Here is a 13,651-nt window from a genome sequence, read left to right as displayed (position 1 = left end):
GCAATCTGTCAGGAGGCCACCGCGCCCATAAACAGGCGCGGTGGCCATGCCGAAATCAGAAAAAAGGCCCGGATCCGGGCCGACGCCCTCAGTTCGGCCGCTTGAGCTTGCAGCGGTCGAGGAAGGCATAGCCCTTGGCGCGGGCCGTGTCGTTGAAATAGCCGGTGTCGCGGAAGGCCTGGATCTCGTCCTTGGTCATCGCATTGACCGTGCCCTTGGCATAACAGCTGCACGGCGTGTGAACCGCCTCGCGCGTCGTCACCATGAGCTGCGACTGGGTATGGAGGCAGGCGTCGAAGGCCCTGAGCTGGATCATGTAGGGGGTCAGGTTCTTCGCCGTCGGGTCCGGCGGCGGCAAGGCGCTCGATCCGCCCGCGGCCTGTGCCGTGACCGCCATCATCGCAAGGAAACCACCGGCCAGAACGACCGCACCCATCCGCCGCATCATCATGATCTCGCAGTCCCTTTGAGACGAGCCCTCGCCGGGACAAGCATCATCCATGCCTCGCCCGCGCGCGGCGGATGGTCCACAGCGCTCCCGAAAGGTCAAGAGCGCGCGAGGTCACGCCTGCTTGATCCAGACCTTGTTGTCATGAAAGGCGGCGCCGCCGAAGGGCGCGACCGCATCGGCGCCCGTGATCGTGTTGATGCCGCGGCCATGCTTGTGCGCGGCGTTCGGCCAGATCGATTCGGCGATGACGACGCCGCGCACCACGCCCTCGAACAGTTTCGCGGTCAGGTGAACGCTGCCGCGCGTGTTGCCGATAATCACCTCGGCCCCATCCACGATGCCTAAGCCCTCGGCATCGAGAGGATGCATCATCAGGCTCGGCCCGCCCTCCTTCTTCAGCGAGCTCGGCGTCTCGGTGAAGGTGGAGTTGAGGAAGCTGCGCGCCGGGCTGGTCGCCAGCCGGAAGGGGTGCGCCTCGTCGGCGTTCTCGATCACGGCCCAGTGGTCGGGAAGCGCAGGCATCGTGCCATAGGGTCCGACCGGCCCGGCATTGGCGTTCGGCACCTTGGGCCAGTCCGGCTTGAAGCGGAATTTCTTGTCGCGATAGCCGAAACCGTCGCGGTAATGCGCGCGTGCGAAATCCGGCTGGATATCGTGGAAATCGGCGGCGATCAGCTCGTCGAGCGTGCCGCGCCCACTCTCGCGCAAGGTCCAGTCGACGATCTCGCGCGGACTCATGGCGAAGCCGCGATGCTGCGCGCCGAGCCGCTCGGCCAGCGCACAAATAACCTCATGATTCGAGCGGCATTCGCCCGGCGGCTCGACCAGTTTGCCACCCCACATGATGTGCTGATGGCCGCCGCCCTGATAGAGGTCGTCATGTTCCATGAACTGCGTCGCCGGCAGCACGATATCGGCCATCGCGGCCGTCTCGGTCATGAACTGCTCGTGGACGACGGTGAACAGGTCGTCGCGGGCGAAGCCGCGCTTCACCAGTTCCTGCTCGGGCGCGACCGTGACCGGATTGGTGTTCTGGATGAAGAGCGCCTTGACCGGCCCGCCCCGGCGCAGCGCCTCGGCGTCGCCGGTCAGGACGCGGCCGATCTGCGACTGGTCGAGCTGACGGACCTGCCGGTCCATCACGTCGAGTCCCTCGATCAGACTCTTGCGCCACTGATAGATGCCGCTGTTCGAGTGGAAGGCGCCGCCGCCCTCATATTGCCAGGCGCCGGTGACGGTCGGCACGCAAAGCGCGGCATGCATGTTGACCGCGCCGTTGCGCTGGCGAGCGAAGCCGTAGCCCAGCCGGAAGAAACTCTTCTTGCGGGTCCCGACCAGCGCCGCGAATTCCTCGATCTGCGCCACCGAAAGCCCGGTGATCGCAGCCGCCCATTCCGGGGTGCGCGTCGCCAGATGCGCCTCCAGCTCGTCCGGGGCGTCGGTATGGCTGGCAAGGTAGTCGCGGTCGGCATGGCCGTCACGGAAGAGCACATGCATCACGGCGCAGGCCAGCGCGCCGTCGGTACCGGGCTTGAGCACCAGCGCGAGGTCGGCCTGGGCCAGCGTCGCATTGTGATAGATGTCGATCGCGACGATCTTGGCGCCGCGCTCCTTCCGCGCCCTGACGGCGTGGTGCATGACATTGACCTGGGTGTGCACGGCGTTCGTGCCCCAGATCACCACGCAATCGGACTTGGCCATCTCGCGCGGATCGGGGCCGGCCAGCCGCCCGGTGCCGGCGATGAAGCCGGTCCAGGCCATGGTGGTGCAGATCGTCGAATACTGGCCGGAATAGCGCTTGGCGTTGCGCAGGCGGTTGATGCCGTCGCGCATCACCAGCCCCATCGTGCCGGCGTAGTAATAGGGCCAGATCGCCTCGCCGCCATGCTCGGCCTCGATCGCCAGGAAGCGGCCTGCGATCTCGTCGAGCGCCTCGTCCCAGGAGATGCGCTGGAAGGCCCCGGAACCCTTCGGGCCGGTCCGGCGCAAGGGATGCAGCAGCCGGTCGGGATGGTGGATGCGCTCGGCGTAGCGCGCGACCTTGGCGCAGATCACCCCGTCCGTGTAGCTCTGGCGCTTGCTGCCGCGCACGCGCCCGATGCTTTTGCCGTCGATGACCTCGACCTCGAGCGAACAGGCCGAGGGGCAGTCATGCGGGCAAACGGAGGGCAGATGCGCGATGCGGGGCAGCTCGGTCATGCTCCGATGCGTAGCTTAGATGAGTTCGAAGCGGAAGGCGCCCGCGCAGCCGCCCTGCCCGCCTGACAGCGCCGGGCGAATCGGGTCATGGTCCCGCATCTTCCCGGATCATCAGCAAATACTGCGGCCGGCCGTCGCATGCGACGAACGCAGCCCGCCTCATCAACCTGCGGTTAAACTTAATGACTCAGATTGTCGGCGTTCGGTTCGTGAGAGGCGCGTTCGCGCCGGAGTTCAATTGATGCGTAGCGTAGCGTACCCGGCAGGCCTGCTGGCCGGTCTCCTTGTGTCGTCGATGGCGCCTGCCCAGGCGCAATCAAGCGATTACACCACCCTCACCTCGCCCGAATCCGTCCAGAACTGGCACCTGACGCTCGGCGCGGGGCTGCGCTACCAGCCCGACTATTCCGGCTCGAACGACTATGTCTTCCGCCCTCGCCCGATCATCTCGCTCGGGCGCGGCGTCAAGAGCACCTGGTGGACGGCCGAGGACGACGCGATCAGCATCGGCTTCTTCTCGGGCAAGGCCTGGCGCGTCGGCTTCTCCGGCAACCTGCTCTGGGAGCGCAAGGCGAGCACCAATCCGGCCCTGATCGGCGTGCCGGACGTCAAGTTCGGCGCCGAGCTCGGCGGCTTCGTCGAATTCTATCCGGCCTCCTGGCTGCGCGGCCGGGTCGATATCCGCCGCGGCATCATCTCGCATGACGCCATCGTCGCGGATTTCAAGGTCGACGCGTTCCAGAAGATCGGCGCCTGGACGATCGCCGCGGGGCCGCGCATGAGCGTGGTCGGCGCCGATTATGTCAGGACCTATTTCGGCGGCACGGTCGCGGGAAGCGGCGGCATCCTGAAGCGCTACAATGCCGGCGTCCATTCCGTCGGCGCGATCGCCTCGGCGACCTATCACTGGAGCGAGAAGTTCTCGACCACGGCCTATGTCGAATACAAGCGCCTGGTCGGCGACGCGACCCGCTCGCCGATCGTCAAGCCGTTCGGCTCGCGCGATTCCGTGACGCTCGGCGTCTCCGCCAGCTACGCGTTCGACCTCGGCTTCAAGTAAGCGCCAAACGAAAACGGCGGAGCCCATGGGCTCCGCCGTTCGCTCGTACCAGCAAAGCTGGAACGCTCAGCCGACGATCTCGTTGCCGGCGAAGAACTGCGCGATCTCGACCTCGGCCGTTTCCGGCGCGTCCGAGCCATGGGCGGTGTTCTCGCCGACCGACTGGGCGAAAAGCTTGCGGATCGTGCCCTCGGCGGCGTTGGCGGGGTTGGTCGCGCCCATCACGTCGCGATAGGCGGCAATCGCATTCTCGCCTTCCAGCACCTGCACGACGACCGGGCCCGAAGTCATGAACTCGACGAGCTCGCCGAAGAAGGGCCGCTCCTTGTGGACGGCATAGAAGGTCTCGGCCTGGCCCTTGGTCATCTGGATGCGCTTCTGCGCGACGATGCGCAGGCCGGCCTTCTCGATGACCGCGTTGACCGCGCCGGTGAGGTTGCGCTTCGTCGCGTCGGGCTTGAGAATGGAGAAGGTACGCTGGACAGCCATCGTTGGTTCCTTAGGGAAAATCCGGGGAGTGCGGCGGCTTATAGCCGCCGGCCCGCGGCCCCACAAGGCAGGCCAGTCGTCTTCGGCCGGATGTTTCCGCTCAATGCCGCGTCAGGAAGCAGCGCGCATCGCGCAGCGCCTCGGCGAGCTCGTCGCGCGTCATTTCCAGCGCCAGCTCGGAACGGTGCGCCGCAGCGCGGCTGCAGCCGCGGGCCCAGGCGACGTTGAACCATTTCTGCGCCGCGACCAGATCGACCGGGCCGCTGCGGCCGGACGCGTGCATCAGGCCCAGCTCGTAATAGGCCTCGGCCGAGGCTTCGGTCGGGATCACCAGCGAAGCGGGGATCGCGCTCATCTCCATGCGTGCCATGACAACCACCCTTTTATTCCTGCGCCGGTCCCGTCCCCAGGCCGGCTTGTGAGGATGAGAATCGGGCCGATTCCTGAAAAAGACCGCTAAAATTCGCGATGAATCGAAGCTCAACGAGATGTAATCGCCGAGTTAAATCAACCGGCCGTTCACTTTCCCACGGCGAAAAGCGCCGTGATTCCAATGCCCGCCGCCGCAGGCGCCGGGATGACAATTGACGACCCGTTCACCGTGAACGCGCGTCGCCTCACCGACCACCACTGCTCTCGCGCGCTTGAAGCGCCCGCGCGTTCGGATATAGTTCATATCTGAACCATGCAGTCATAGCTGGTCTGAAACGGGAGGATCGCATGCGAATTCACTGGAAGGCCGGCCAGGCGCCGCTGCTCGGACTGGCGACGCTGATGCTGGCGGGCTCCGGCGCGGCCCTGGCGCAGGACGTCACCGGCACCTGGCTGCGCGACACCGGCGCCTCGCGCGTGCGCTTCGCCAAATGCGGCGAGGCGATGTGCGGCACGATCGCCTGGCTGAAGGAAACGAACGGCCCGGCAAAGGTCGGCCAGCGGATCTTCTACGACATGAAGCCGTCCGGCGCCGGCAAATGGAGCGGCAGCGCCTTCAACCCCGAGGACGGCAAGACCTATTCCGGCACGATGACGCTGTCGGGCAATTCGCTGACGACATCCGGCTGCGTGCTCGGGGGCATGATCTGCCGCTCGGTGAAGTGGTCGCGGGCGAACTGACGATCTGCGTCGAGTCCGACGCAGATCGTCATCCTCGGGCGGAGCGCAGCGCAGACCCGAGGATCTCCGGACGAGAAGCGTCGGGCCGGCACAATCGACCACTCGGCACGAGATGCTCGGGTCAAGCCCGAGCATGACGCCCCCGCCCCTCAGCGCGCCTTCTGGCCGAAGAGGATCGCCTTCTCCTCCGGCGTGCTGATGCCGGCGGGGTTGCGCAGCTCGGCACCGACCGCGATGCCGCGCTGCACGGCCGGACGCGCCTGCATGGTCTCGAGCCAGCGCCCGACATGCGGGAACTGCTTGATGTCCTGGCCCTGCTTCTCCCAGCCCTTGGCCCAGCCGATGCAGGCCATGTCGGCGATCGAATACTCGCCGCAGATATAGTCGCGCCCCTCGAGCCGGCGATTGAGCACGCCATAGAGCCGGTTCGTCTCGTTGGTGTAGCGCTCGATGGCGTAAGGCACCTTTTCCGGCGCGTAGATGCGGAAATGATGGGTCTGGCCGAGCATCGGCCCGAGCCCCCCCATCTGCCAGAACAGCCATTCGTCGACGGCGACGCGAGCGCGCTCATCCGCGGGATAGAACTTGCCGGTCTTGCGGCCGAGATATTGCAGGATCGCGCCGGATTCGAAGACCGAGATCGGCCTGCCGCCGGGCCCGTCGTGATCGACGATGGCCGGCATGCGGTTATTTGGCGAAATCTCGAGGAAGGCCGGCTTGAACTGGTCGCCCTTGCCGATATTCACCGGGATCAGGTTGTAGGGAAGCCCGCATTCCTCGAGCATGATGGAGATCTTCCAGCCGTTGGGCGTCGGCCAGTAATAGAGATCGATCGGCGTTGACGGGCTTGCGGACATGTCGTGTTTTCCTGTCGCGGTTGGCGTCGGCGCCAGATGTAGGCCGCTTCGCTTTGAGCCGGAAGCCCGCCGACCTGCTCGCCTCGCGGGCTCGCCATGTCGTGATGGCGGAAGAAATGCGATCAGACGAGCTTCTTGAAACCTTCATGGCTCTGGTCGAAGCCGATGTTGCGGTAGAAGCGATGCGCGTCGGTCCGGGCCTTGTTCGAGGTCAATTCGACCAGTTCCGCGCCCCTCTCCTTCGCGAAGGCGAGCGCATGGGCGATCATCACGGCGCCGATGCCGAGCCCGCGGCATTCCGGCGCGACATGGACGCTCTCGAACTTGGCGCGCTTGCGCCCACGCGCGACGAGGCCGGGAATGATCGTGACCTGGAAGGTGCCGACGACCGCGCCGCCGCGCTCGGCGACGAAGAGCGTGTTGTCGGCGCTCGCCTGGACCTCGTCGAAGGCGCGCTGATAGGCCGGATCGGCCGCTTCGGCCGCAACCTGCGCCGCGCTCATCGTCTGCGTCGGCGCGCCGAGCATGATCAAGCTCGCGACCCGCGCGATATCCTCGCGCCGCGCCGGCCGGATGGTGATCTCGGAGGCTTCGACTTTCGCTTTGCTCATGGTGTGAGGCTCCTCGGCCGCGGCAGCGTCCGCAGCGTGAGGCCGGCTTTAGAACAACCGGCCGGCGTGCGGAACCGCCTGCCCCGCTCGGCTGCCATATGCCGGGCGCGGAGCCTCACTCGACAAAGAGCCGCTTCGCCATGAGCAGCGTATTGGGGGTGTCCTCGCGGCCGTCGAAGCGGGCCGAGCGCTGCAAGAAGAAGCCCATGCGCTCATAGAAGGCGATCGCCGGCTCGTTCTGCAGCTCGACCTCGAGCCGCGCCACCGGCGCCTGCGGGAAATGCGCCAGCGTGACCTGCAGCAGGGTGCGGCCGATCCCCTGCCCCTGGAAGGCGGGCAGCACGTAAAGGCGCGTCAGCAGCGCCGCCCGATCACGCTCGAGACGCGCCGACGAGGTGGCGATGATCTCGTCGCCCACCAGCGCGACGAGGAAGGCCTCGCCATCGCGCCCGAGCTGGGCGGCGAGATTGTCGAGCGAATGCCAGGCATTGGCGATCTCGGCGACGCGCCGCCAGCCATAGATGCCGTCATAGGTGGCGTGCCAGGTCTCGACCAGCAGCGAACGCACGGCCGGGAGATCGGCCGCATTCGCATCGCGGATGATGAGCCCGTCGGGCGTCACGCGCTCACTCGATACCCAGCTTCTTCTTCAGGATCTCGTTCAGCGCCTGCGGGTTGGCCTTGCCGCCCGAGGCCTTCATCGCCTGACCAACGAACCAGCCGAGCATGGTCGGCTTCGCCTTGACCTGCTCGACCTTGTCGGGATTGGCCGCGATGATCTCGTCGACGGCCTTCTCGATGGCGCCGGTATCGGTGACCTGCTTCATGCCGCGGGCCTCGACGATCTGCCGCGGATCGCCGCCCTCGGACCAGAGGATCTCGAACAGGTCCTTGGCGATCTTGCCCGAGATGACGCCCTCGCCGATCAGATCGACCAGACCGCCGAGCTGGTCGGCCGAAACCGGCGAGGTCCCGACATCCTGGCCCTCCTTGTTGAGGCGGCCGAAGAGCTCGTTGATCACCCAGTTCGCCGCGGCCTTGCCGTCGCGGCCTTTCGCGACAGCCTCGAAATAGTCCGCCTGCTCGCGCTCGGCGACGAGCACCGAGGCGTCATAGGGCGAAAGCCCGTATTCGGCGATGAAACGCGCCTTCTTGGCGTCGGGCAGCTCCGGCAATGCCGCCTTCAGGCCCTCGACGAAGGCGTCGTCGAATTCGAGCGGCAGCAGGTCCGGATCCGGGAAATAGCGATAGTCATGCGCCTCTTCCTTGGAGCGCATCGAACGGGTCTCGCCCTTGCCGGGATCGTAGAGCCGGGTCTCCTGGTCGATCGTGCCGCCATCCTCGATGATACCGACCTGGCGACGCGCCTCGACATCGACCGCCTGGCCGATGAAGCGGATCGAGTTGACGTTCTTGATCTCGCAGCGCGTGCCGAGCGGCTCGCCGGGCCGGCGCACCGAGACGTTGACGTCGGCGCGCAGGTTGCCCTTCTCCATGTCACCGTCGCAGGTGCCGAGATAGCGCAGGATGGTGCGCAGCTTGGTGACATAGGCCTTGGCCTCGTCGGCCGAGCGCAGATCGGGCCGCGAGACGATCTCCATCAGGGCGACGCCCGAGCGGTTGAGATCGACGAAGCTCATCGTCGGATGCTGGTCGTGGATCGACTTGCCGGCATCCTGCTCGAGATGCAGGCGCTCGATCCCGACCGTGATCTGGTCGGTCGGCGAGAGGTCGACGACGATCTCGCCTTCGCCTACGATCGGGCTCTTATACTGGCTGATCTGGTAACCCTGCGGCAGATCGGGATAGAAATAGTTCTTGCGGTCGAACACCGACCGGTTGTTGATGCGGGCATTGAGGCCTAGACCCGTGCGCACCGCCTGACGCACGCATTCGCCGTTGATGACCGGCAGCATGCCGGGCATGGCGGCGTCGACCAGGCTGACATGTTCGTTCGGTTCGGCGCCGAAGGCGGTGGAGGCGCCGGAGAAGAGCTTCGCATTGGAGGTGACCTGGGCATGGATCTCCATGCCGATGACGATTTCCCAATCGCCGGTCGCGCCCTTGATCAGCTTCTTCGGGTCGGCGGGGCGGGCATGCGCGTTCATTATGGACTTCCGGCTCTGGTCAGGTCGCGTCTTCGGTAAGACTTCGGCGCGCGGGCGGCAAGCGTCTGTTGCCATCCTGACACCCCCTGGCCGCAATGTTGCTTGACTGGGCCCGATCGGCGACCCTGTCGAGTGATAGAACTTGACATTCGTCAGCAGCGTACCTTTGTTGCGCCCGAGACTGGAAACCGCATTTGGTTGCGCCGGTCCGGCTATTCCGGAGTTCACCTATGCGAATCCGCCTTTTACGGGTTCAGGCGCTTGCCGCCTCCATGATCGCGACGGTTCTGTCGACCGGCCTTGCCATGGCCCAGGGCGCGCCGCCGGCCCCGCCGGTGCAGGTCGCGACCCCGCTCGCCAAACGCGTCACCAACTGGGACGAGTATACCGGCCGTTTCGAAGCGCGGGAACAGGTCGAAGTCCGTGCCCGCGTCTCGGGCTTCCTCGACAGCATCCATTTCCGCGATGGCGACCTGATCAAGAAGGGCGACCTGCTCTTCACCATCGACCAGCGACCCTACAAGCTCGCGGTCGACGCCGCGCGCGCAGAAGTCGCACGCGCCGCGGCCCAGGTCGAGTTGGCCCGCAACGAGGTCGAGCGCGCCGAGGGGCTGACGCAGAACCGCACCATCACCGCCCGCGACATCGACCAGCGCCGCGCCAATCTCAACGGCGCGATCGCCAGCCAGCAGGCGGCCGAGGCCAATCTCAAGACGGCCGCACTCAACCTGGAATGGACGCAGGTGCGCTCGCCGCTGTCGGGCCGCATCTCGAACAAGCGCGTCGATGCCGGCAACCTCGTCGCCGGCGGGCAGACGGGCGCCACCCTGCTGACGACGATCGTCGCCTCGGACCCGATCAATTTCGTGTTCGACGCATCGGAAGCCGACTATCTGCGCTATACGCGCCTGACCGCCGACCTGCGCAAGCAGGTGGCGAGCACCGAAGGAACGCCGGCGCAGGTGCGCCTCTCGGACGAGAAGGACTGGAAGCGCGAAGGCAAGGTCGACTTCATCGACAACGCGCTGAACGCACGCTCGGGCACCATTCGCGGCCGCGCCGTCTTCGAGAACAAGGACCAGTTCCTGACGCCCGGCACATTCGGACGCGTCCGCGTCTATTCGGGACAGGCCGATGCGCTGCTCGTCCCCGATGCCGTCATCGTCTCGGACCAGGCGAGCAAGATCGTGCTGACGGTCGGAGCCGACAACAAGGTCGTGCCGAAGCCGGTCACGCTTGGCCAGATCAGCGACGGCCTGCGCGTGATCACGCAGGGCCTCTCGAAGGAGGACAAGGTCATCATCAACGGGCTCGCGAGCCCGATGGTGCGACCGGGCGCAACCGTCACGCCGCAGGACGGCGAGATCAAGATCGCCGCCACCAACTGACGGCTTTCGCCGTCGTCAACGGATGCGGACGGTATTGCCCGTCCGCCCTGCCCTCCCGGCCAGGACCAGACAATGTTTCGCTTTGCGCATTTCTTCATCGACAGGCCGATCTTCGCCACCGTGCTTTCGGTGCTGCTGACGATCGCGGGCGCCATCACCATGCGCGCGCTGCCGATCGCCGAATATCCCGAGATCGCACCGCCGACCGTCACGATCACCGCGACCTATCCCGGCGCCTCGGCCGAAGTGGTAGCCTCGACGGTTGCCGCGCCGATCGAGCAGGAGGTCAACGGCGTCGACGACATGCTCTATATCTCGTCGCAATCGACCGGCGACGGGCGCGTCACGATCAGCGTCGTCTTCAAGGCCGGCACCGATGTCGACCAGGCCCAGGTGCTGGTGCAGAACCGCGTCTCGGCGGCCGAGCCGCGCCTGCCGCAGGACGTGCGCACGCTCGGCCTCCAGGTCCGCAAGGCCTCGCCCGACTTCCTGATGGTCATCCACATGCTGTCGCCCGACGGCTCGCGCGACCAGCAATATGTCTCGAACTACACGACGCTCAACGTGAAGGACGTGCTGACCCGCGTCGACGGCGTCGGCGACGTGCAGGTCTTCGGCGCGCGCGATTACTCGATGCGGGTCTGGCTCGACCCGGCCAAAGTCGCGGCGCGCGACCTGACCGCCGGCGACGTCGTCGCCGCGATCCGCGCCGCCAACATCCAGGTCGCGGCGGGCGCGATCAACCAGCCGCCGGCGAAATCGGACGGCGCCTTCCAGCTTTCGGTCAACACGCAGGGACGCCTCACCAATATCGAGGAGTTCTACAACATCGTCGTCCGCTCGGATGCGGATGGCGGCACCATCCGCGTCCGCGACGTCGCCCGCGTCGAGCTCGGCGCGCAGGACTATCTGTCCAACTCCTACCTGGACAATCGGGAAGCGGTCGCGATCGGCGTCTTCCAGCGTCCGGGCTCGAACGCGCTGGCGGCCTCCGAGGCCCTTATCAAGACGATGGAGACGCTGTCGAAGGAGTTCCCGGCCGGCGTCGAGTACAGGATCGTCTACAACCCGACGGAGTTCATCGCGGAATCCGTCTCCGCCGTGGTCACGACGCTGTTCGAGGCGGTCGCGCTCGTCGTCTTCGTCGTGATCCTCTTCCTGCAGACCTGGCGCGCGGCCATCATCCCGATCGTCGCGATCCCGGTCTCGCTGGTCGGCACCTTCCTGGTGATGAGTGCGGTCGGAATCTCCTTCAACACGATCTCGCTGCTGGCGCTGGTGCTCGCGATCGGCATCGTCGTCGACGACGCGATCGTCGTGGTCGAGAACGTGGAGCGCTATCTCGCCCAGGGCATGAACGCCAAGGACGCAGCGCACAAGACGATGGACGAGGTCGGCGGCGCCCTGCTCGCGATCGCGCTCGTGCTCTGCGCGGTGTTCATCCCGACCGCCTTCATCAGCGGCCTGCAGGGCACGTTCTACCAGCAGTTCGCGGTGACGATCGCGGCCTCGACGGCGATCTCGTGCTTTGTCTCGCTGACCTTGTCGCCGGCCCTGTCGGCGATCCTGCTGAAGCCGCACAGCCACGAGAAGCCGAAGGGCTTCGCAGCGGCGCTCGGCGCGCCGTTCCGCTGGTTCTTCAAATATTTCAACAAGGCTTTCGACTGGCTCTCGCGCAGCTATGGCGCGGCGACCTCGCGGCTGATCCGCTTCGGCGTCATCATGCTGCTGGTCTACGCTGCCCTGATCGCGGTCGCCGGCCAGCGCCTCGCCGCTATTCCGACGGGTCTGGTGCCGCAGCTCGACCGCGGCTACTTCATCGCGGTCTTCCAGCTGCCTGCCGGCTCGTCGCTGCAGCGAACCGACGAGGTCGTCCGCAAGGCGACCGACTTGCTGCTGGCACGACCCGGTGTCGCCCACGCCGTTGCCTTCGCCGGCCTCGACGGCGCGACCTTCACGCTGGCGCCCAATTCCGGCGTCGCCTTCGTCACCCTCAGCGACTTCAGGGAGCGGGCCAAGGCCGGCCTCACCACCCAGAGCATCCTCAACGACCTGCGCGCCCAGCTCGGCCAGATCGGCGAGGCCTTCGCCCTGGTGGTCGAGCCCCCGGCCGTTCCCGGCATCGGCACCGGCGGCGGTCTCAAGGGCTATGTCCAGGATCGCGGCGGGCGCGGCCTCGCGGCGCTCGAGGGGGCGACCTGGGCCGTGGCCGGAACGGCGGCCCAGTCTCCGGGCATCCAGCAGCCCTTCACGCTGTTCTCCACCAAGACGCCGCAGATCTTCGCCGATATCGACCGGACCAAGGCCGAAATGCTCGGCGTGCCCGTGACCCGCGTGTTCGAGACCCTGTCGGTCTATATGGGCTCGGCCTATGTCAACGATTTCAACATCCTTGGCCGGACCTTCCGGGTGACGGCGCAGGCCGACAATCCATACCGGCTCGACATCCGCGACGTCGCCGCGCTGAAGACGCGCAATGCCGATGGCGAGATGGTGCCGATCGGCTCGGTCGCGACCTTCTCCGACACGACGGGCGCCTACCGGGTGCCGCGCTACAATCTCTATCCGGCAGCCGAGGTGCAGCTTTCGATGGCGCGCGGCTATTCGACCGGCCAGGGCATCGCGGCTGTCGAGAAGATCGCGAGCCAGGTGCTGCCGGCCGGATTCGGCTTCGAATGGACGGAGATCGCGCTGCAGGAGAAGCTCGCCGGCAACACCGCGATCATCGCCTTCGGCCTCGCCGTCGTCTTCGTCTTCCTGCTGCTGGCGGCGCTGTACGAGAGCTGGACCTTGCCGCTCGCCGTCATCCTGATCGTGCCGATGTGTATTCTCGCGGCGATGGTCGGCGTCGGCTACCAGGGCTTCGACCGCAACGTGCTGGTCGATATCGGCCTCGTCGTCCTTGTCGGCCTCGCCGCCAAGAACGCGATCCTGATCGTCGAGTTCGCCAAGCAGGCCGAGGACGAGGGCATGAGCCGGCGCGAAGCGGCGGTCGCCGCCGCGAAGACCCGGCTGCGGCCGATCCTGATGACCTCGATGGCCTTCATCCTCGGCGTGCTGCCTTTGACGATCTCGGTCGGCGCAGGTGCGGAGATGCGCCAGGTGCTCGGCGTCGCGGTGTTCTCCGGCATGATCGGCGTGACACTGTTCGGCCTGCTGTTCACGCCGGTGTTCTACGTGGTGGTGCGCTGGCTTGCCGGGCTGTTCGAGCGGAAGAAGCCGGCCCCCGCCAAGGATGCGCATCCGGCGACGCACTGAACCCGCCGCCAGACGAAAATGACCCCGCCCCGCCTCATCGGCCGGGCGGGGTTTTTTATGTGCTGAAAAGTCCTGGGCATTCATATCGAAGCGCTACGTCATCCCGGGCGACCGGAG

General features: G+C 66.4%; 12 protein-coding genes. 4 read left to right on the top strand and 8 right to left on the bottom strand.

What is annotated here, in order from left to right; all coding sequences use genetic code 11:
- Nucleotides 1–88: 88 nt before the first annotated feature.
- Both ACTIF2_RS24835 and ACTIF2_RS24830 read right to left on the bottom strand, forming a co-directional pair.
- Nucleotides 89–436 carry a hypothetical protein gene (locus tag ACTIF2_RS24835; protein WP_439499812.1) on the bottom strand — a complete coding sequence of 116 codons (348 nt, stop codon included), beginning with the start codon at nucleotides 434–436 and terminating at the stop codon, nucleotides 89–91.
- A gap of 126 nt (nucleotides 437–562) precedes the next feature.
- Nucleotides 563–2,650: a molybdopterin-containing oxidoreductase family protein gene (locus tag ACTIF2_RS24830; RefSeq protein WP_439499811.1), complete on the bottom strand. Its 2,088-nt coding sequence runs from the start codon at nucleotides 2,648–2,650 to the stop codon at nucleotides 563–565.
- 241 nt (nucleotides 2,651–2,891) lie between these two features.
- Here ACTIF2_RS24830 and ACTIF2_RS24825 point away from each other — a divergent pair, with 241 nt between their 5' ends.
- On the top strand, nucleotides 2,892–3,710 hold the full coding sequence (locus tag ACTIF2_RS24825) for a MipA/OmpV family protein (protein ID WP_439499810.1): 819 nt from the start codon (nucleotides 2,892–2,894) through the stop codon (nucleotides 3,708–3,710).
- A gap of 66 nt (nucleotides 3,711–3,776) precedes the next feature.
- Here the strand turns inward: ACTIF2_RS24825 and ndk are convergent, their stop codons facing one another.
- On the bottom strand, nucleotides 3,777–4,199 hold the full coding sequence (gene ndk, locus ACTIF2_RS24820; RefSeq protein ID WP_439499809.1) for a nucleoside-diphosphate kinase: 423 nt from the start codon (nucleotides 4,197–4,199) through the stop codon (nucleotides 3,777–3,779).
- Nucleotides 4,200–4,299: 100 nt separating this feature from the next.
- Nucleotides 4,300–4,569: an SEL1-like repeat protein gene (locus ACTIF2_RS24815; RefSeq protein WP_439499808.1), complete on the bottom strand. Its 270-nt coding sequence runs from the start codon at nucleotides 4,567–4,569 to the stop codon at nucleotides 4,300–4,302.
- Nucleotides 4,570–4,919: 350 nt separating this feature from the next.
- On the opposite strand from ACTIF2_RS24815, the gene ACTIF2_RS24810 reads away from it, so the two are divergent.
- Nucleotides 4,920–5,312: a DUF2147 domain-containing protein gene (locus ACTIF2_RS24810; RefSeq protein WP_439499807.1), complete on the top strand. Its 393-nt coding sequence runs from the start codon at nucleotides 4,920–4,922 to the stop codon at nucleotides 5,310–5,312.
- A 149-nt stretch (nucleotides 5,313–5,461) separates the two neighbouring features.
- On the opposite strand, the gene ACTIF2_RS24805 is transcribed toward ACTIF2_RS24810, so the two are convergent.
- From ACTIF2_RS24805 to gatB, 4 genes are all read right to left on the bottom strand, one after another.
- Entirely contained in the window at nucleotides 5,462–6,169 is a 708-nt protein-coding gene (locus ACTIF2_RS24805) for a glutathione S-transferase N-terminal domain-containing protein (RefSeq protein WP_439499806.1), read from the bottom strand.
- Nucleotides 6,170–6,291: 122 nt separating this feature from the next.
- Nucleotides 6,292–6,780, bottom strand: a complete 489-nt coding sequence (locus ACTIF2_RS24800; protein ID WP_439499805.1) for a GNAT family N-acetyltransferase — start codon at nucleotides 6,778–6,780, stop codon at nucleotides 6,292–6,294.
- 115 nt (nucleotides 6,781–6,895) lie between these two features.
- A complete protein-coding gene (locus ACTIF2_RS24795; RefSeq protein WP_439499804.1) occupies nucleotides 6,896–7,402 on the bottom strand; it encodes a GNAT family N-acetyltransferase in 507 nt (168 codons plus the stop codon).
- 4 nt (nucleotides 7,403–7,406) lie between these two features.
- Nucleotides 7,407–8,888 carry an Asp-tRNA(Asn)/Glu-tRNA(Gln) amidotransferase subunit GatB gene (gene gatB, locus ACTIF2_RS24790; protein WP_439499803.1) on the bottom strand — a complete coding sequence of 494 codons (1,482 nt, stop codon included), beginning with the start codon at nucleotides 8,886–8,888 and terminating at the stop codon, nucleotides 7,407–7,409.
- Between the two features lie 272 nt (nucleotides 8,889–9,160).
- Here gatB and ACTIF2_RS24785 point away from each other — a divergent pair, with 272 nt between their 5' ends.
- Both ACTIF2_RS24785 and ACTIF2_RS24780 read left to right on the top strand, forming a co-directional pair.
- Complete coding sequence (locus tag ACTIF2_RS24785) at nucleotides 9,161–10,276, top strand: efflux RND transporter periplasmic adaptor subunit (RefSeq protein WP_439499802.1); 1,116 nt, start codon at nucleotides 9,161–9,163, stop codon at nucleotides 10,274–10,276.
- Nucleotides 10,277–10,348: 72 nt separating this feature from the next.
- Nucleotides 10,349–13,534, top strand: a complete 3,186-nt coding sequence (locus tag ACTIF2_RS24780; RefSeq protein ID WP_439499801.1) for an efflux RND transporter permease subunit — start codon at nucleotides 10,349–10,351, stop codon at nucleotides 13,532–13,534.
- The last annotated feature ends 117 nt before the right edge of the window (nucleotides 13,535–13,651 follow it).

This window comes from Allobosea sp. (assembly GCF_051860145.1).
Taxonomy (GTDB): Bacteria; Pseudomonadota; Alphaproteobacteria; order Rhizobiales; family Beijerinckiaceae; genus Allobosea.
This window is presented reverse-complemented; position numbering and strand designations above follow the sequence as displayed.

Excerpts from the sequence above, each read along its gene's own strand:
- ACTIF2_RS24825 (WP_439499810.1), top strand. The coding sequence starts at position 2,892 with ATGCGTAGCGTAGCGTACCCGGCAGGCCTGCTGGCCGGTCTCCTTGTG.
- ACTIF2_RS24830 (WP_439499811.1), bottom strand. The coding sequence starts at position 2,650 with ATGACCGAGCTGCCCCGCATCGCGCATCTGCCCTCCGTTTGCCCGCAT.
- ACTIF2_RS24785 (WP_439499802.1), top strand. The coding sequence starts at position 9,161 with ATGATCGCGACGGTTCTGTCGACCGGCCTTGCCATGGCCCAGGGCGCG.
- ACTIF2_RS24815 (WP_439499808.1), bottom strand. The coding sequence starts at position 4,569 with ATGGCACGCATGGAGATGAGCGCGATCCCCGCTTCGCTGGTGATCCCG.
- ACTIF2_RS24780 (WP_439499801.1), top strand. The coding sequence starts at position 10,349 with ATGTTTCGCTTTGCGCATTTCTTCATCGACAGGCCGATCTTCGCCACC.
- ndk (WP_439499809.1), bottom strand. The coding sequence starts at position 4,199 with ATGGCTGTCCAGCGTACCTTCTCCATTCTCAAGCCCGACGCGACGAAG.
- ACTIF2_RS24800 (WP_439499805.1), bottom strand. The coding sequence starts at position 6,780 with ATGAGCAAAGCGAAAGTCGAAGCCTCCGAGATCACCATCCGGCCGGCG.
- ACTIF2_RS24805 (WP_439499806.1), bottom strand. The coding sequence starts at position 6,169 with ATGTCCGCAAGCCCGTCAACGCCGATCGATCTCTATTACTGGCCGACG.
- ACTIF2_RS24835 (WP_439499812.1), bottom strand. The coding sequence starts at position 436 with ATGGGTGCGGTCGTTCTGGCCGGTGGTTTCCTTGCGATGATGGCGGTC.
- gatB (WP_439499803.1), bottom strand. The coding sequence starts at position 8,888 with ATGAACGCGCATGCCCGCCCCGCCGACCCGAAGAAGCTGATCAAGGGC.
- ACTIF2_RS24810 (WP_439499807.1), top strand. The coding sequence starts at position 4,920 with ATGCGAATTCACTGGAAGGCCGGCCAGGCGCCGCTGCTCGGACTGGCG.